The organism is Capnocytophaga canimorsus (assembly GCF_002302565.1).
Taxonomy (GTDB): domain Bacteria; phylum Bacteroidota; class Bacteroidia; order Flavobacteriales; family Flavobacteriaceae; genus Capnocytophaga; species Capnocytophaga canimorsus.
This window is the reverse complement of record NZ_CP022382.1, coordinates 2,011,983-2,030,975: the sequence shown is the minus strand read 5'-3', so window position 1 is coordinate 2,030,975 and position 18,993 is coordinate 2,011,983. Positions and strand designations below refer to the sequence as shown.

The window sequence follows — 18,993 nt, the reverse complement described above, 5'->3', positions numbered from 1 at the left end:
AGTAGTTAGTGTAATACAAATTTTCGGATGATTCACACCCAATGTAATATAGTTCCGTACCGCAAATGTACGTAAAATATGTAGTTTATTTTGCTTTTAACAGTAAATTATACTTTGAATATTTCATTTAATAAATTTTTTACATAAAAATAGGATATTCTACTAATTTAATTTTAAAAATTAAACGTATTTAGCTCATTTATTTGTTTTAAAACGACTGAAAAATGCAAAAATATTACAAAAAAAGAGTTGCTCTAATTAGAACAACTCTCTTTATCCTGCTTGATTTCTAACCTTTTACTTTGAAAGGATAGGTTTTTCTTTTGCTTGAACGAAGTCTAAATCATAACCAGCGAATTTTTTAAGATAATTCTGCAGGGTAGTTCCGTTTGCATCAGCAAAAGTATAGTTTCCTTGGTACTTGAAAAATTTCTTGACACTGTTTACTCCTGCTAAGTGAGCGGCAGCAAGTATGCCCGATTCGGTAATGTAAATGCCATTGACCTTTTTACCAACAAATTGGTTGATTTCATTTCTAAGTACCCATTTACTTCTTTGTAAGCTTACTAATAGTAGCTTTTCTTGAAGTTCTGGAGAATTTAAGAATTCATCCACATTTCTCACTCCGTAGTGGCGTAATGTTGTTTTACCAAATTGGTATTTACCAACATATCCGTACGGATTTACAACAAAGTAATTTCCTCTTGATTCTCGGTAAGCTAAGGCTTCCTTGAAACCGATAAACGATTTACCAATCAAAGGAGGAGTTAAGAACTTGTTCACGTTGCTATTGTGGTCGGCTGCAACGGTAGCCAGTTGAGGTTCTTTCACAATATAGTTGCCGTGTATATCCACCCGATTTCTTTCGCCAATTCCTGCGGAAAATCCAACGACACAGAGCGCAGTTGCTCCTAAAATTGTGAAGAGATACCTCTTCTTAATTTTTTTCATAAATATAAATTTCTTCAAGACTTACATCCTTAACTTAGCGTGTAAAAGGCGGCTCGAAATTTGCGGTGCAAATGTAGGTATTTTTTAAAAAACACAAAGTTTGGGTCTGTTTTTATAACTTTTTAACGAGATTTTTGAGACTATCATCCTTTAAATCAATCACTTATCTTTTAATGAAAATATTTTTGGGATTATTCAACGAAAAGGCTGTACTGAGGTAGATAAATTTGTGAAAATTTAGAGGAATTTGTTTTTAGTTTTTTGGTGAATGAAGCTTGTTTAATCTCACTTCAAAATTATTGAGACCTTTGCAAGGCAAATTTCCCTAAAATAACTTGTTAATTATTTGAATATTAAGTGATTATTTTGTAAATTTGCTTTATAAAACGCACCAAAACCCTATCCGCTATGTCCTTTGCTGCTTACGATGTAGAAAGACGCACCCGAAAACCAACAAATTTGTACGACAATATATCCCTAAGGGTTTTATTTTGAGAAAATTAGCAAAGAGAAGATTAAAGAAATTCAACATAAAATTAACCGAAGACCAAGAACTGCGAAGCACATCACGAACACCTTAACTTTAAAAACTATAAAAAGTGAGTAATGACATTAGATTTTGAAGAACCTAAAAATTTATTTCATAAATTCGTGGCATAAAAAATTGCACTTGGGGGATGAATGTAGCATCTTCAATTATAGGCTGTATAATTTGTATAAATTCTTGTAAAGATATATTGACTTCAATATCAATATCGAAAGAAGTAAAATCAAAAAAAGTTAAAGTATTATTTTCTTAGTATTCTACTCCAAAATAATCCATTACTAATCCAGATTTATTACTTAATAATATCAAAAATTCTTTAAAAGCACTTGGGCGAACGCAATGTAAGAAGCCTAAAATAGGAGCTCTATTAGCGTTACAATTTTTTATTTTATCTATATTCATGACTTTACTCCCTTTGTTCCTGTTGAAAAAAAGTTTATAAGAAACATTTCACAAAGAAAAACGAAAAAGGCTTCACATTTCTGTAAAGCCTTGATTCTCTTTGTGGTCCCAGCTGGGCTCGAACCAGCGACCACCTGATTATGAGTCAGGTGCTCTAACCAACTGAGCTATAGGACCTGCTTTGTTGCTAAAAGCGAATGCAATATTACAACTATTTTCTTTTCGGAGCAAATTTTTGAATACATAATTTCATTTTTTTATATGTTTTTTACTTTATTTACTTGATTTTTAGATTGATTTATCATATTTATGTTTTTATACAAAAAATTTCAAAACGATTACTAAAAACTAAATCATCCCTAATTTAAAGAGTTTTAGGCTTGTTTTCTGTTTTTTTGGAGCAGCTATCCTAAAAAATGCTTATTTTTGCAGTTTAAAAAATAGGTTAATTATATGCAACTATCAGAACAAGAGATAATTCGTAGAGAAAAACTTGATAAATTAAAAGAATTGGGTATCAATCCATATCCAGCGGAATTGTATCCTGTTGATACAACTTCTGCCGATGTAAAATCGAATTTTCAAGAGGGAAAAAAGGTAACTTTGGCTGGGCGACTAATGTCTGTCCGTATTCAAGGGAAGGCCTCTTTTGCTTCATTACAAGACAGCCAAGGACGCGTACAACTCTATATCAATCGTGATGAAATTTGTCCCGACGAAGACAAAACCCTTTACAATGAAGTATTTAAAAAATTGCTCGACTTGGGTGATTTCATCGGTGTGGAAGGCGAACTTTTCCTTACACAAGTGGGTGAAAAATCAGTTCGGGTAAAAAACTTCAAACTACTAAGTAAAGTACTCCGTCCGTTACCGCTTCCTAAAACCGATGCCGATGGAAATACCTTTGACGCCTTCACCGACCCCGAGCTTCGTTATCGTATGCGTTACGTGGACTTGGTGGTAAATCCACAGGTGAAGGAAGTTTTCATCAAGCGTACCAAACTTTTCAACGCAATGCGTCAGTTTTTCAATGAACGTGGTTATATGGAAGTGGAAACACCTGTTTTACAATCCATTCCAGGAGGAGCAGCGGCTCGTCCGTTCATCACACATCATAATTCTTTGGACATTCCTTTGTATATGCGAATTGCCAACGAATTGTATCTGAAAAGACTTATCGTAGGCGGATTTGACGGCGTGTACGAGTTCTCGAAAAACTTCCGAAACGAAGGAATGGACAGAACTCACAACCCCGAATTTACCGCAATGGAAATTTATGTGGCGTACAAGGACTACCATTGGATGATGGAGTTTACCGAACAATTGTTGGAGCATTGTGCTATTGCTGTAAATGGCTCAACCAAAGCTACTTTCGGCAAACACGAAATTGATTTCAAAGCTCCGTATCCGCGAGTTACGATGACCGAAGCCATTCAAAAATTCACAGGGTTTGACATCACAGGGAAAACCGAAAAAGAATTGTTCGATTTTGCTAAATCTATCGGGATTGAGGTTGATGACACAATGGGCAAAGGCAAACTAATAGACGAGATTTTCGGTGAGAAATGCGAAGGAAATTTCATTCAACCTACATTTATCACGGATTATCCGAAAGAGATGTCGCCACTGACCAAAGAACATCGCAACGACCCCAATCTGACCGAGCGTTTCGAGCTGATGGTCTGCGGAAAAGAAATCGCCAATGCGTATTCCGAGTTAAATGACCCTATCGACCAACGCGAACGTTTCGAGGCACAGATGGCACTTTCCGAGCGAGGCGATGACGAGGCGATGTTCATCGACCAAGACTTTTTACGAGCATTGGAATTTGGTATGCCTCCAACATCAGGCTTAGGAATCGGAATGGACAGACTCATAATGTTCCTGACCAATAACGAAAGTATACAAGAAGTACTTTTCTTTCCACAAATGAAGCCTGAGGCGAAAGCCACACAGACAGTAGAGTTAAACGAAGATGAAAAAATGGTGTTTGAAATTCTCCAAAAAGCCGAAACACTTCCGTTGGAAGAGTTAAAAGCCCAATCGGGATTATCCAATAAAAAATGGGATAAAACCATCAAAGGTCTGACCAGCAAAAAGGTAGCTTCGGTTGAGAAACAAGGCGATAATTTATTGGTGAAATTAGTATAACATAAGGGCGAAAAATCTTTTGCCCTTTCATATAACACAAAATAAAATAGGACGATACGAATTGGTAAAGCAATTACGTATCGTCTTTTTTATGAAGTAAACATATTCATCAAAAAGGGCGAAAAATCTTTTGCTACTACGTATCCGAATATCAATGTTTTCACTTAACTTTATGACCTAAACCGACCTCACACAAAGAGTTAAAAGTATTTTAATCCTTTGGAAAAGAAAATCAAGTGCTGGGAATACAAAATGAAGCAACATATAAGTAAAAATAACGATTATTTAACCTTTCAGTAGTTCAATATTTAGAGCTTTATTCATTATGTTTGCATCGCTATAATAAAAAACTGCAAATATATGAAACGAATTATTTTTTCAGCACTAATTGCTGTGCTAATTATTAGTTGTTCAAAGGATAACAATAACATAAATGAACAACCCAACACACAGGAGATTCTATTTCCTAAAAAAGTAACAACCTCTTTCAAAAGTAATAACGACTCTGGTGCCGAAGTATCAATTGTCGAAGTTATAGAAGCTAAAATGGAAAATGGAAAACTTTTGGCTGAGGTTTTTACTATGTTTGAAGACAATGAAAAAGTAGATGGTTACGAAAATACTATGACCTACGAGAATAATCTGCTAAAAACTCTTACACATTTAGATACTAAAAAAAACAAAATAGAAAACAAAACAACTTACAATTATGCTGGTGGAAAATTGGTTGAAGAAATTGAAGAGAATGATAATGCTCAAGAATCCAAAACCGTAACATATAAGTACACGAATGATAGATTAACTGAAATTCAATACAATCGAAAAGATTCTGATTTAAAATTTCCACAAGTAACCAAATTTGTATATCCTTCGGCTACAGAAATACAAGAAATTGAGCATTTTTCCATAGTTACTAACGGAATAGAATATGCAAAAGTACGCACCAATACACACACGCTTGATACACAAAAAAGAATAATAAAAACTGTGAGAGTTGATGAGAGTTCAAAAAAGACTATTGAGTATCAATATGATGACAAAAACAATCATTTATACTATCAACTGGATATACCAAGTAGTCCAACCCTTTTTATTGACCCAATATCAGCAAAAAATAATATAATTTCTGAAAAACGAATCAAAGAAAAACTAACAGACCCCAAACGCACTGAGATGGAAAGTGTTGATTATACCTATCAATATAACGATAAGAGATATCCTATAAAAATAAAGAGAGTTCATAAAGAAAATAATAAAGTAGTTCAAGAAAGTACTGTTGAAATTACCTATTACTAAATAAATATAAAGAAGAGACATAATAAAATATGTCTCTTTCTTTTATCAAAAAACTAAAAAAGCTAAAAAGTTATTCACCTAAAAATAAAACCAATCTTGTAAGGGCGAATTGCTATCGCCTTTTTTTACAAAATACCCCTATTTTTCAACAAGGGCGAAAGGTTCGACTTTATTTAGCTTGACAAAAGTTTTTTGTAGTATATCGTACTTTTTGAATTATATTCAATCTTTGTAATCATACAATATTTTATGAAAGCATTATCAAAATGTAAATTCTGTCAATGATTTTTATCTGATTTATAGAGTGTTAAAAATATTTTTTTAGAATTATTATGTTAAATATTATTTTTATTCAGTTTAAATAGATATATTTGCCCTGCTAAATTAGTTAAAACCATTAATCAATGAGAAAAATAAAAGTTTTTTTAGGGCTAATGCTTATGGCATCAGTAATGTTTGTTTCTTGCGGAAAAGATGACAACAAAGTAGAACCACCTATTATTCACGAAATCAAAGTGGAGAATAACGCTCTAATCATTTTAGAGGGAGAGAGCAAAACCATAAAAATTGTTTCAGGAAATGGAGGTTACCAACTTAAATCGGATAATGATAACGTAGCGGTTACTGAAAAAGAGGGAGTAATTACCATTACTGGACAAAAAGCAGGGAAAAGTACTATTTCCGTGACTGATAGCAAAGGAAAGAAAGTTTCTATCAGTGTTACTATCAACGCATTAGTTTTGGATAAAGTGGAAGTTTCTCTTCAAAAAGCTGAAAAAGCAATAGTTGTAATACTATCGGGAAGTGGAATTTATTCCGTAGCTTCTGATAACGAACCTATTGCAACTGCCGAGCTTTCAGGAACAAATATTACCATCACAGCTATTGCCGATGGTACAGCTACAATAACCGTTACTGATACCAAAACCAATAAGGCACAACACGTTAAGGTAATCGTAAAAACGCCTATTCCTGAGAATTATTATAATTTAAGCAACGATAAAACAACTTTGGTAAAATGGCTTAATGACGAGCTTACAACCCTTGATATGGAAAATGACCCAGTGCTAAGCAAGGTAACTTCCATCGCAGCAAGAGCTTTTTTGGATTCAAAATTGACAAGTATTACGCTACCCAAAGGATTGAAAACTATAAAAGAACGTGCCTTTGAAAATTCTCCATTAACATCGTTAGTAATTCCAGAAGGGGTAACTACCATAGAGGGCAGTGCTTTTTATAGTTGCAAAGCATTAACAACCATAACGTTACCTCAAACACTAACAGAAATTGGAGAATCAGCTTTCAAATCCTGTCATAAACTTAACAATGTAGTTATTCCTGACGGAGTAAAACAATTGAAATCAGATGCATTTTCAGATTGTAGAGAGTTGACTACCATTACATTATCAAATCAATTAACTCATATAGGAGATACCGCTTTTAATGGATGCGGAAAATTGGCTTCTATTGAACTTCCTGAAACCCTTGAAGAGATAGGAATATCTGCTTTTTCAGATTGTAAAGCCTTGACAAGTATCACAATTCCAAATAAGGTCACTACATTATCAACCACTCTTTTCTGGGATTGTAGCAATCTGACTTCGGTAACTATGGGAGAGGAGGTAAAAAATATAGGTGGTGAAGCTTTCCGTGATTGTTCGAAATTGACTACTATAACCATTCCAAGCAAAGTAACTGAAATGGGAGAAAATATTTTCTCAGGTTGTGAGAGTTTGGTTTCTATTACGATGAAACCTGTAACGCCTCCTACATTAGAAGGTTCGTTGTACGATGATGAATTGACTGCTTTTAAGCATATTTATGTGCCGTCAGCAAGTTTGAATGAATATCAACAAGTTGAAAGTTGGAGTGAGTATGAAAGTAAAATAAGTGCTCAATAATTATAAATTAAATAAAATGAAAAAAATAGGTTTGATTTTAGGGCTACTCTGTTTCGGATTAGTAGCCATAGTCTCTTGTGATAAGGACGACAATAAACAAGTGGAAGTTCCTGCGAAAGAAATCAAAATAGGTAAAGATGCTGTAAATGTTTTGGTCGGAGAGACTCAAGTAATTGACATTACCGACGGAAATGGTGGCTATAAAGTAAAATCTTCGGACGAAAATAAAGCTGTTGTATCTATAAAAGGTGAAAAACAAATAGCTGTGGAAGGTAAAAGTGCTGGGGAAGTTACTCTGACCATAACGGATAGTAAGCAGAAAAGTATTACAATTAAAGTAACAGTTTCTGACTTTTTACTATCAGCTACGGAAATAAGTATCATAGCAGGAAAATCTGACATTGTACAGATTTCCTCAGGTTCAGGAAATTACGAGGTGACTTCAGAAGATGCAAACATAGCCACTGCCGAAATTGTAAGCAATGAAGTTAAAATTACGGCAAAAAATGTAGGAACAACCCAAGTTGTTGTGGTTGACAAAAAAACAAATAAAAAGAATTCCATCACTGTAAAGGTAGTGAATGACCTGAAAATGGAAAAATCTGAATTGACGGTAACTAACGGAGATTTTGAAATTATAAATATTCTTGGAGGAGATAATGCAAATGGCAATTACGAATTTGAAATTACGGCTACTCCTACTGATGTGGCAAACACTGAACACCAATGGTATGATGCCACACAAGGACATCATCTAAAGGTAACAGGTTTAAAACCAGGGGAAACTACTGTTACAGTGAAAGATAAACAAACACAGCAAGTTACAACATTTAAAGTTACTGTGAATTTGAGTGAATTTTCTATCCCTCGCACTGTGTTGGAACTTTCAGCAGGAACAAGTACAACCATAAACATCAAAGGCAATGGTAAATATGAAGTTAGTTTGGCTAATTCTTCAATAGCAACTGCTACAGAAAGTAATGGTGTGCTTACTATTGCTGCTGTGGGAAGTGGCTCAACCCAAATCACGGTAAAAGATATTCTGAAAGATGAAACTAAAATAATTTCGGTAGTGGTAAAATCTTCTTTCACGGTAGATGCTAACGGGGTTTTAACGGCAGTTGAGCCTTCAGCTATTGTTGCTAATTTGGTAATTCCTGAAAATGTGAAGGAAATTAAGCAAGATTTATTTTCCAGAAATGCGGTTCTTGTAAGTGTAACAATGAAAAGTGTAGAAGTAGTTCAAGAAAATGCTTTTTATTTCATCAGAACACTCACTTCTGTAACTTTTGGAAATAAAATAAGGGAAATTAAAGCCGATGCGTTTAAATTTTGTACTGGATTAAAATCTGTAAAGGTAGAAGCAACAACACCTCCAACACTTGGTAATAAAACATCTACTTTCAGAAAAATTCCTGATGCTGTTTTAAAAGTTCCAACAGGGACCAAAGCCGCGTATGAGGCTTCCGATTGGAAGGAATATTTCACGAATATTGTTGAAGAATAAATTTTTTAAAGGCTGTCTGAAAAGGCAGCTTTTTTTTGTGCTATAAAAATGTGAAGTAAAACCACGATTTTCGTAAATTAGCAACGTGAAATTTATAAATGCGTATAAACAATGAAAGTAGGGATTATTTTTTTATCTTTATTATGGGCTTTGCAGAGTTGTACATCTGTTGAAAAAGAAATCATTTCTGCAGATACAAATGTTTCGATAATACCGCAAGTTGCCAATATTGAGTTGGGTAGTACTTTTTTTGAATTTGATGCCAATACCAAATTTGTAGCTAATGATGAAAATCAGCAGAAGGCAATATCATTACTCAATGAAAAATTTCAAAAGGCAGCAGGTTGGCAACTGCAAAGAAGTGCTACGGCAAATAATTCTACTGAAAATGTGGTTGTTTTTACCCAAAATTCAAACCATCAAGCAGAAGCCTATACCTTGGAAATCTCTGAAAAACGAATAGAAATTCAATCCAATGATTATCGTGGTTATGTACACGCCATACAAACTTTAAGGCTTTTACTACCTCAAAATATTGAAAGTGAGCAAAAACAACAAACCGCTTGGCGAGTTCCTACCTTGAAGATAACTGACCAACCTCGTTTTTTATGGAGAGGATTGATGCTTGATGTGGCTCGGCACTTTTTTGATAAAGCCTATATTTTAAAAACCATTGATGTAATGGCGATGCTTAAGTTAAATGTATTGCACCTACATTTGGTGGATGACCAAGGGTGGCGCCTTGAAATAAAAAAATATCCGAAACTCACTGAAATAGGAGCTTGGCGCGTTGATCAAGAAGATAAGCATTGGGATGCACGTTCAAAAAACAATCCCTCTGAGCAAGGCACCTACGGAGGATTTTATACTCAAGAAGATATTCGCCAAATTGTGGCTTATGCCCATAAGCGAGGAATTGAAGTGATGCCTGAAATAGAAATGCCTGCTCACGTAACCAGTGCCATTGCAGCTTATCCGAAGCTCTCTTGCCATAAGCAACCTGTGGCAGTACCTTCGGGAGGAGTTTGGCCTATTACTGATATTTATTGTGCTGGACAAGAGCAAACATTTACCTTTTTAGAAGAAGTTTTAACCGAAGTTATGGAACTTTTCCCTTTTGAGTACATTCATATCGGAGGAGATGAAGCAACCAAAACCGAATGGAAAAAATGTAAGGATTGTCAGCGTCGTATAAAAGATCATAAATTGAAAGACGAACACGAGCTCCAAAGCTATTTTATCAAAAGGATAGATACTTTTCTTTCTTCCAAAGGGAAAAAATTAGTCGGTTGGGAGGAAATCATAGAGGGTGGACTACCTAAAAATGCCACAGTAATGAGTTGGCGAGGATTTGATGGAGGCATAAAAGCCTCCGAATTAGGTAATGATGTAATTATGACCCCAGGTGATTTTTGCTACTTAGATCAGTATCAAGGCGATCCCGAAAAAGAACCTTTAACCATTGGTGGAAATGTACCTTTGAGCAAGGTATATACCTTTGACCCCATTTTGGAGGAAATGACTTCTGAACAAAAACAACATATTTTAGGAGGGCAAGGTAATTTATGGTCGGAATATGTAACCGTACCTGCTGAATCTCAATATATGATTTTCCCCAGAATTTTGGCACTTTCAGAGGCTTTATGGAGTCCAAATTCCGTAAAAAATTGGGAGAATTTTGTAAAACGTACCGAGGCACTTTTCCATCGATTGGACGTGATGGGTATTAATTATGCCAAATCAATGTATCAGGTACAAATCCGTGAAACCATCACCGAAGCAGGAAAAGTTGAAATTACTTTACAGAGTGAATATCCTAATGCCGACATTCGTTATGCCATTGCAGATGGCAACTATCAGAAATACACATCGCCTTTTCAAATCAATCAATCTGAAAAAATACGTGCAGTAGTGTTTAAAAACGAAGCTCCCTTCGGTGCGGTTTCTCAAAAAGAGGTACGCTTTCATAAGGCGGTAGGCAAAAAGGTATCTTTTGAAAATCTGTATCATAAAAATTATCAAGGGCAACAAGAAGCCACACTGACCAATATTGTGCGTGGCTCTAAAAATTTTCACGACAAACAATGGTTAGCTTGGTTAGTCGATGATGCCTCTTTTGTTATTGACCTTGAAGAGAGTACCCTTATTGAAAATGTACTTTTAGGGGTGATGGAAAATCAAGGACAAGGAATTTATTACCCAACCCAAGTAGCGGTTTCTCTTTCGCAAGACGGCAAGAAATACACTCCAGTAGGAACTTTTAATCGAGCTTTTGAAAAAAACGGATATGCAGTAATCACTGATTTTGAAATTAAGTTTGCTCCTCAAAAAGCGCGTTTTGTAAAAATAAAGGTAACCAATTTAGGCAATCCGCCAAAAGGTGGTGATGCGTGGCTCTTTATTGATGAAGTTTCAATTCAATAAGCATACAATAAAAATAGGTTAAAAAATAAGTGATAAAAGTATAAAAATATGTATCCATTAAGAAGAAACCGAAGATTGCGTACCAGCGAGGCTATTCGCAGCTTGGTCAGAGAAACTATCGTTACGCCCGATGATTTTTTGGTACCACTTTTTGTGGTGGAAGGCAAAGGTGTAAAAGAAGAAATCGCTTCAATGCCAAATTATTATCGATATAGCTTGGATTTACTTGAAAAAGAGGTAAAAGAACTTTGGAAATTAGGTTTGAAGTCGGTACTATTGTTTGTGAAAGTTCCTGATAATTTGAAAGATAACAAAGGAACAGAAGCTGTAAATCCCAATGGACTGATGCAAAGAGCCATCAAAACGGTAAAAAATGCTGTTCCGCAAATGCTGGTAATGACCGACGTGGCACTCGACCCATATTCTGTTTACGGACACGACGGAATTATCGAAAATGGGCAAATTGCTAACGATGCCACCGTTGATGCCCTTTGCCAAATGAGCTTATCACACGCCCAAGCAGGTGCCGATTTCGTAGCACCAAGTGATATGATGGACGGAAGAATATTGAACATTCGTGAAACGCTGGAAAATAATGATTTCCAGAATGTTGGCATAATGTCGTATAGTGCCAAATACGCGTCTTCTTTTTATGGTCCTTTCCGTGATGCGTTGGATAGTGCTCCTGTTGACGTTCAAGATATTCCAAAGGATAAAAAAACGTATCAAATGGATTACCACAATCGTTTGGAAGCCCTCAGAGAAACACGAATGGATATTGAAGAAGGTGCGGATATTGTGATGGTTAAGCCAGGATTATGCTATTTGGATATTGTTCGGGAAGTAAAAAATATGTCGGAAGTTCCTGTGGCGGTATATCAAGTTTCGGGCGAATACGCAATGCTTAAAGCCGCAACCGAAAAAGGTTGGCTCAATCACGATGCGGTAATGCTCGAACAAGTGACCGCTATCAAAAGAGCGGGAGCAGATATCATCGCTTCTTATTTTGCCAAAGAGGTCGCTAAACTAATAGGTTAAAATTTAAAAACGATTTAAAGGGCACTTTTGAAAGTGCCCTTTAAATCGTTTTGTTATACTTGTAACTCCTCCTTTACCTTAGTACAAGTTTACAGGCTTCTTTGAGGTAAATCATTCTCACCGATAGGGATTTCCTAAAAATTATTCGTAGCTACAGCTACTTTCGGCTTTTTACGTTATCTTTGCAAACTAATATTTTCAATTTTAAAGACTTAATTCGATGAAAAATGAGCAAATTTCTCAGGAAGACTTCCTTGGAGAAAATCACATAAGTACTTCTGCAAAAACACCTCTTCGTGATGATGCTTTTGAGCTTTCGGAGGAAGAAAAAATCGCCCGAATTGAAAAAGCAATGGCAGATATTATGCACACTTTAGGGCTTGACCTAACCGATGATAGCCTTAAAGGAACGCCTCGGCGCGTAGCTAAGGCTTATGTTAAGGAAATCTTTGGAGGGCTAAATCCTTCACGCAAACCTGGTTCTTCCACCTTTGCCAATAATTACCATTATGGCGAGATGCTTGTGGAGAAAAACATCGTGGTGTATTCCACTTGTGAGCATCATTTTTTGCCCATTGTGGGTAGAGCCCACGTAGGGTATATTTCCAACGGAAAGGTTATTGGGCTGTCTAAAATGAACCGAATCGTAGAATATTTTGCCAAACGCCCACAAGTGCAGGAGCGCCTTACGATGCAAATCGTACAGGAAATGCAAAAAGTACTCGGTACAGAAGATGTCGCTTGTGTGATAGATGCTAAGCATTTGTGTGTAAATTCACGAGGAATCAAAGACATTGAAAGTAGCACCGTAACGGCAGAATTTGGCGGAAAATTCAAAGACCTTGCGGTAAGAAAAGAATTCCTTGACTACATAAAACTAGAAACTAAGTACTAATGAATGCTTCTGAGAAGATTTTTTTTGAAAAAGGAAGTATTAAGGTTTCGCAAACCGAGTTTTGTGTCCGAAAAGAGTGCTTTTCAATTCGTGAGATTGCTTCCATAAAAAAAGAAAAAACACTCTTCATTCAGAAAAAGAGTAAAGTACCCGCCATTGTTTTGATGATTTTCGGTATGAAATTCCTTGTAAAGGGAATGTATAAAGAAGACCTAATCGTTGCAATACTCGGTGGAGTAGTTTTACTGGCAGGAGGCATTTGGGTACTTCAAATTAAAGATATCCCTATCGTTACACATCATTTGGATATTGAGGTCTCGCACCAATCAAAGCGGGTGTTCAGCTCGTTAGAAGAAGATGAAGTCCAGCAACTTTATGAGGCTTTAACCCAAGCGATAAATCAGCATCAGTATTTGGAAAGTAACAAAAAAACGAGGCACTTTGAAAGTGTGTTTAAATCCAACCATTAAGTCATTTATTTTGAACAATTATGCAACACGTGCTTAACATATACAACTCCCTTACGGGCGAAAAAGAAAACTTTATTCCTTTGAAGGAGGGACACGTCGGGATGTACGTCTGCGGACCAACCGTTTACAGCAATGTACATTTGGGAAATTGCCGAACCTTTATGTCGTTCGACCTAATTTTCAGATACTTAAAACACATCGGATATAAGGTTCGATACGTTAGGAACATCACAGATGCTGGGCATCTTACCGACGATGGCAACGTTGAAAACGACCGCTTCGTAAAACAATCTCGATTGGAAAAACTCGAACCGATGGAAATCGTACAAAAATACACGGTGGATTTCCATAAAGTATTGGAAATGTTCAACAATTTGCCTCCGACTATCGAACCTACTGCTACGGGGCATATTCTCGAACAAATACAACTTACCGAAAAACTCGTCAAAGAGGGTTTTGCATACGAAAGTAATGGTTCGGTGTATTTTGACGTGCAAGAATACAATCGACGCGGACTAAATTACGGAGAGCTTTCACGCAGAAATATAGAAGAGCTATTCGCCAACACTCGCGATTTGGACGGGCAAGGCGAAAAGAAAAATCCGCAGGACTTCGCCCTCTGGAAGAAAGCCTCACCTGCTCATATTATGCGGTGGGCATCGCCTTGGGGAGATGGTTTCCCGGGCTGGCATTTGGAATGTACCGTAATGAGCACTAAGTACTTAGGTGAAGAGTTTGACATTCACGGAGGCGGAATGGACTTGAAATTCCCACATCACGAATGCGAAATCGCTCAGGGCAAAGCCGGACACGGACACTCACCCGTACGCTATTGGCTACACGCCAATATGCTAACAATGAACGGGCAGCGAATGAGCAAATCCACAGGAAATTACATTTTACCAATGCAGCTTATTTCAGGAGAAAATGACTTCTTCGAGAAACCCTTTAAGCCTTCGGTGGTGCGTTTCTGTTTTATGCAAGCCCATTACCGCAGCGTTTTGGATATTTCCAACGAGGCAATGCTCGCAGCCGAAAAGGGCTTTAACCGACTTATGGAGGCAGGGAAAATCCTTTCGTCCTTACCAATTTCAAAAAACTCTTCGTTCGATGTACAAAATTGGAAGCAGCAATGCTACAACGCAATGAATGATGACTTCAATAGCCCCATACTCATTGCTCAACTCTTTGAGGGCGTTCGCATCATAAACTTAGTGAAAGACGGCAAAGAAACCCTAACCGAAACCGACCTTCGTGAGCTCGAAGCCACTTTCAACACCTTTGTTTTTGAGGTATTGGGACTAAAAGACGAACAACAGGCTACTGAAAATAATGATAAATTGGACGGCGTAATGCAGATGCTCATTCAGATGCGTATGGAAGCTCGTGCTAATAAAGACTGGGCGTTGTCCGACAAAATCCGCGACGAGCTGAAAGCCATTGGTATTCAACTCAAAGACGGAAAAGACGGAACTACGTATAGTTTGGAGTAAATCAACCGTAGGTTAAAGTAATAATATAATGAACAATACATTAAAAGATGAATTACAAAATATCATTAACGGCAATGAATACGATGGGCAAACAAGCCTTATCCAAACAATCCAGCGTTTCCTTAGAGGAAATGAAACGGCAAGTAAAGACCTTAAAAGCCAAGAGTCTGTCAAAAGTCAAGAAGAAAAAAGACTCATAGGCTACATTGAGGAAAATAATTTGTGGTTCGAGGAAAATATCAACCCAGAAAACTATCTCACGGAAGGGGCTGAACAAAAGATTTATCGATACGACAACCATAACGTAATAAAACTCAATAGTTGTGTTTTTTACGAGAGGTGGTACGACTATTTTAATAGTTTATTGATACATAATCATCTTTTTAGTGCGACTAAATATGAGTTACTTGGTTTTAAATTGGTGGAAGGAAATTTACATTCCGTTGTGAAGCAAGAATTTATTCAAACCGATGAAATCACTGACACACAACAAGTAAAACGTTTTTTGGAATATAACAATTTTAAAAATGTTAGGCATAACGATTATATTTCATCAGAGTTAGGGCTTATTTTGGAAGATTTACACGATGAAAATGTACTAACAAAAAACAATGTTTTATACTTTATAGATACCGTTTTTTACCTAACCAAAGATTTTTAAGCAACTGGAAATTTCTGAAAATCACACGAACCAAAATCCGTATAAATTTTATTGTTTTTCCCATTTAAAAAAGAACAATGAAAAAAAGCAACATCAAGAAACGCAGAAAGAAAAGATAGTAAAAGGATTAGAGCTTAGTTACCAATGAATGATTGCTCATAAGCGTAAAAACAATCAGAAGATAGTAGTAATGCGAGAGGGCAAAATAGTTACTATCAATCCTTAGTTTTAGTAATTGAAACACCAACCCGTTCACAAACAAAATACAATATTTATCAAAGAAACACGTAAGCCAATTATAACAAAACACAAAAGAACATAAATCTTCTTTATACTTTCGCTTTTTTAAAAACCAAATGACTGATTATTTGCTTACTACAATTCTTTATCTTACCTTTGAAGCATCATTCAAATTCTTTCTTAGTAAGAGGTAAAAAATTCTGACGTCACGATTTCAAAAATGCGACGTCTCATTTTGTAAATTGCGACGTCGGAGTTTTCAAACTCATACGTATCGTTTCATAAAAAGCATTTTATCAACTTTTTAAATCATTCGTTTGTTATGGCTGTAAAATTTAAAGCAATTCAGAAACAGAACCCACAAAAACGCAACGAACCTGCAAAGTGGTATCCACACGCAATAGGCGATGGCGAAACAAACCTACAAGACTTAGCCGATTATGCTTCGTCAGTGTCCACGGTATCCAAAGGAGATATTTTGGCAGTGCTTGAAACCGTTTTGACAAAAGTGAGTGCTGACCTCTCAGAAGGACGCATCGTACGTGTGGGAGAGTACTTCACCTTGCAAATGGGACTAACGGGGCTTCCTTCCGAAAAAGAAGAAGAAGTAAGTGCAAGTAAAGTGAAGAGTTGTCACATTCTCTTTCGTCCTGGAAAAATGTTGAGCAATATGATTAAACTTGCCACCTTTAAGAAATTGTAAAACAAAGCTATCCAAATCCACTCCTTACACGAGTGGATTTGTTTATTACTAACTTATATAAAAGAACTTTGTACTGATATTTTTAATCAATTCATCATTTTTAATTTTCTAAAATTATGTTTTATTTTGCATTTCCGTACGATGAATTTCTTTTGATAGAAGGCTGAAAACTATTAAACTTCACCTTTTATTTTCCTGATTTGTACTGATACCATTTAATAACCAACACATATTACATAATGAATCTTTCGTTATTTGGAAAAATTATATCCAGCGGACTTAAATATTTCGCTTATTTCTTTTTATTTTTTCTCGCTAATCGTTTCCTATTTTTGTACGTATATGGTAATTATGAGCAACTATCCTCTCATAAAACAGATTTGTTTCGAGCCTTCTTAATGGGAGCTCGATTTGATGTATCTGTCATTTGCTATGGGTTTTTACCTTTAGCTCTCTTTTGGCTAAGTTCATTATGTATTCGAAAATCTTTCAGTAGAAAATTTGAAAATGCTTATTTGATTTTTAGTAAATATTACCTTTTGTTTGTTTTATTGGTTTTTACAAGTTTGCAGATTATTGATTTCTTTTTCTATCAATTCTTCCAATCACATATCAATATTCTCTTTTTTGGTATATTTAATGATGATACGTCTGCCGTTCTTCACTCCGTTTGGACAGACTATCCCATATTTAAGATTTTACTGGTTTTCGCTTTCATTTTTATAAGTTTCATAGTTGTTCATAAGTATATCTATCGTGGCTTTCTTGAAAATACAAATCAAATTTCAAAAAAAGCAAGTATGCTTTTACTGATAATATTTCCTTTATTTGTTATCGGTATGCGTGGAAGTTTAGGCGTTTTTACGCTTCGTCGTGAGCATACAAACGTCAGCACTAATCTTTTTATCAATTCACTTTGTTATAATGCTCCGTATGCTTTGCAGTTTGCTAACGTTGAACTTAAAGAGAACTACCTAAATCCTAATATTGAAAGAACCTTGCAGGACAACGGATTTGAACGTGTCGAACAAGTAAAAGAAGCGTATCAACAGCCTGATAGCAACTTGTTTAATTCAGAAATGTATTCGACAACTCAGGAAAATGATTTCTTGGAAAAAAATCCACCAAACGTTATTTTCTTTTTGATGGAAAGTATGAGTAATCATTATTTTGAGCTTCATTCCAAGGAATTAAACCTATTGGGTGATTTATCTCCAATGCTCTCTGATTTATATTACTTTAAGAATTGCTTATCTTCTCATAATGGAACAATCAATTCCTTAGAGAATTTATTGATAAACACCCCTAAGGGTATCGTTTCTCAGTCGCCTTACTTCGATGTTTCATACTCATCATCAGTAGCAAAGCCCTTTAAAGAACAAGGATATGAAACGATGTTTATCACAGGAGCGAACCTCTCGTGGAGAAATGTGGACAATTTCATCAAGCATCAATATTTTGATGTTATTGAAGGAAGCTCACATATTTTAGATAAAATCCCCAGTGCCGAAACCTTTGCTTGGGGGGTTCACGACGGATATCTCTTTGATTATATTACTGAACGATTAAGTGCTCCTTCGCAAAAGCCACGTTTTATCTTTTCATTAACTGTAAGCAATCATACGCCTTACCAAGTACCTTCACACTATACCCCCTATCCGATTGATATAAAAGAGCTTGAAGAAACCATTAGAGTGGACAAGCAAATGGCTTCAGATAACTTTTACGCTCATCAGTATGCAACTTCGCAATTGGCAAAATTCATTGCATTTATTAAAAATTCTCCTTTGGGAAAAAATACAATTATTGCAGTAACTGGCGACCATAATATCCGACAAGTTTTTGAATACGATAGTGAGAATGCTTTTCTCCAACGAAGTGTTCCGATACTTTTCTACGTTCCAGAGGATTATAAACCCCTGTTCTTTGATGCAAACGTTATGGCTTCGCACAAAGATATTTTCCCTACATTATTTCATTTGAGCCTTTCCAATCAAAAATATGTGTATTCGGGAGATGATTTATTTTCAAAATCTTTAAATTATCGCTTTGGTATAAATGATTATAACTTCATTGCCGATTCTCTCGGAGTACTTTTCAAAGGAAACCAAAAGCCCTTATATTTTACGTGGAAAGACAGCACAAAACGGAAACTTGCTCCTAACAATTCTGATAGTCCACACGCAGAATTTCTGTCAAACAAACTGAAAAGTTTCGAAACTTTACAGACAATCCAAATTTATTCCGACATCAAAAATCAGAAAAAAAACTAACGGATTGGGTTTAGTAACAACAGTATCCCATAAAAAACCAA

Annotated in this window: 13 protein-coding genes and 1 tRNA gene; 12 read left to right on the top strand and 2 right to left on the bottom strand. The window is 35.8% G+C overall.

Going from position 1 to position 18,993, the window contains the following annotated elements; genetic code table 11:
* Positions 1-297 precede the first annotated feature (297 nt).
* A complete protein-coding gene (locus CGC47_RS08885) occupies positions 298-951 on the bottom strand; it encodes a lysozyme family protein (protein WP_041913494.1) in 654 nt (217 codons plus the stop codon).
* Between the two features lie 1,052 nt (positions 952-2,003).
* Positions 2,004-2,077, bottom strand: a tRNA-Ile gene (locus CGC47_RS08880).
* Positions 2,078-2,353: 276 nt separating this feature from the next.
* On the opposite strand from CGC47_RS08880, the gene lysS reads away from it, so the two are divergent.
* The 12 genes from lysS to CGC47_RS08820 all read left to right on the top strand — a co-directional run bounded on the left by lysS (position 2,354) and on the right by CGC47_RS08820 (position 18,952).
* Positions 2,354-4,051, top strand: coding sequence for a lysine--tRNA ligase (gene lysS, locus CGC47_RS08875; RefSeq protein WP_041999720.1), 1,698 nt, complete (start codon positions 2,354-2,356; stop codon positions 4,049-4,051).
* Between the two features lie 360 nt (positions 4,052-4,411).
* A complete protein-coding gene (locus tag CGC47_RS08870) occupies positions 4,412-5,347 on the top strand; it encodes a hypothetical protein (RefSeq protein ID WP_095900260.1) in 936 nt (311 codons plus the stop codon).
* A 404-nt stretch (positions 5,348-5,751) separates the two neighbouring features.
* Entirely contained in the window at positions 5,752-7,248 is a 1,497-nt protein-coding gene (locus CGC47_RS08865; RefSeq protein WP_041999220.1) for a leucine-rich repeat domain-containing protein, read from the top strand.
* 16 nt (positions 7,249-7,264) lie between these two features.
* The gene (locus tag CGC47_RS08860; protein ID WP_095900259.1) at positions 7,265-8,755 is read left to right on the top strand and encodes a leucine-rich repeat protein; all 1,491 of its coding nucleotides are present in this window, start codon (positions 7,265-7,267) and stop codon (positions 8,753-8,755) included.
* A gap of 111 nt (positions 8,756-8,866) precedes the next feature.
* Positions 8,867-11,179, top strand: coding sequence for a glycoside hydrolase family 20 protein (locus CGC47_RS08855; protein ID WP_041999217.1), 2,313 nt, complete (start codon positions 8,867-8,869; stop codon positions 11,177-11,179).
* Positions 11,180-11,227: 48 nt separating this feature from the next.
* Positions 11,228-12,217, top strand: a complete 990-nt coding sequence (hemB, locus tag CGC47_RS08850; protein WP_041999214.1) for a porphobilinogen synthase — start codon at positions 11,228-11,230, stop codon at positions 12,215-12,217.
* Between the two features lie 220 nt (positions 12,218-12,437).
* A complete protein-coding gene (gene folE, locus CGC47_RS08845) occupies positions 12,438-13,112 on the top strand; it encodes a GTP cyclohydrolase I FolE (RefSeq protein WP_013996500.1) in 675 nt (224 codons plus the stop codon).
* The gene (locus tag CGC47_RS08840; RefSeq protein WP_041999211.1) at positions 13,112-13,582 is read left to right on the top strand and encodes a DUF6232 family protein; all 471 of its coding nucleotides are present in this window, start codon (positions 13,112-13,114) and stop codon (positions 13,580-13,582) included. Before folE ends, CGC47_RS08840 begins: the two co-directional genes overlap by 1 nt.
* 20 nt (positions 13,583-13,602) lie before the next feature.
* On the top strand, positions 13,603-15,075 hold the full coding sequence (cysS, locus tag CGC47_RS08835) for a cysteine--tRNA ligase (protein WP_095900258.1): 1,473 nt from the start codon (positions 13,603-13,605) through the stop codon (positions 15,073-15,075).
* Positions 15,076-15,103: 28 nt separating this feature from the next.
* Positions 15,104-15,736, top strand: a complete 633-nt coding sequence (locus CGC47_RS08830) for a putative polyvalent protein kinase domain-containing protein (RefSeq protein WP_095900257.1) — start codon at positions 15,104-15,106, stop codon at positions 15,734-15,736.
* A gap of 562 nt (positions 15,737-16,298) precedes the next feature.
* Complete coding sequence (locus CGC47_RS08825) at positions 16,299-16,679, top strand: HU family DNA-binding protein (protein WP_013996495.1); 381 nt, start codon at positions 16,299-16,301, stop codon at positions 16,677-16,679.
* Between the two features lie 239 nt (positions 16,680-16,918).
* Positions 16,919-18,952: an LTA synthase family protein gene (locus tag CGC47_RS08820; RefSeq protein WP_095900256.1), complete on the top strand. Its 2,034-nt coding sequence runs from the start codon at positions 16,919-16,921 to the stop codon at positions 18,950-18,952.
* Positions 18,953-18,993: the final 41 nt, after the last annotated feature.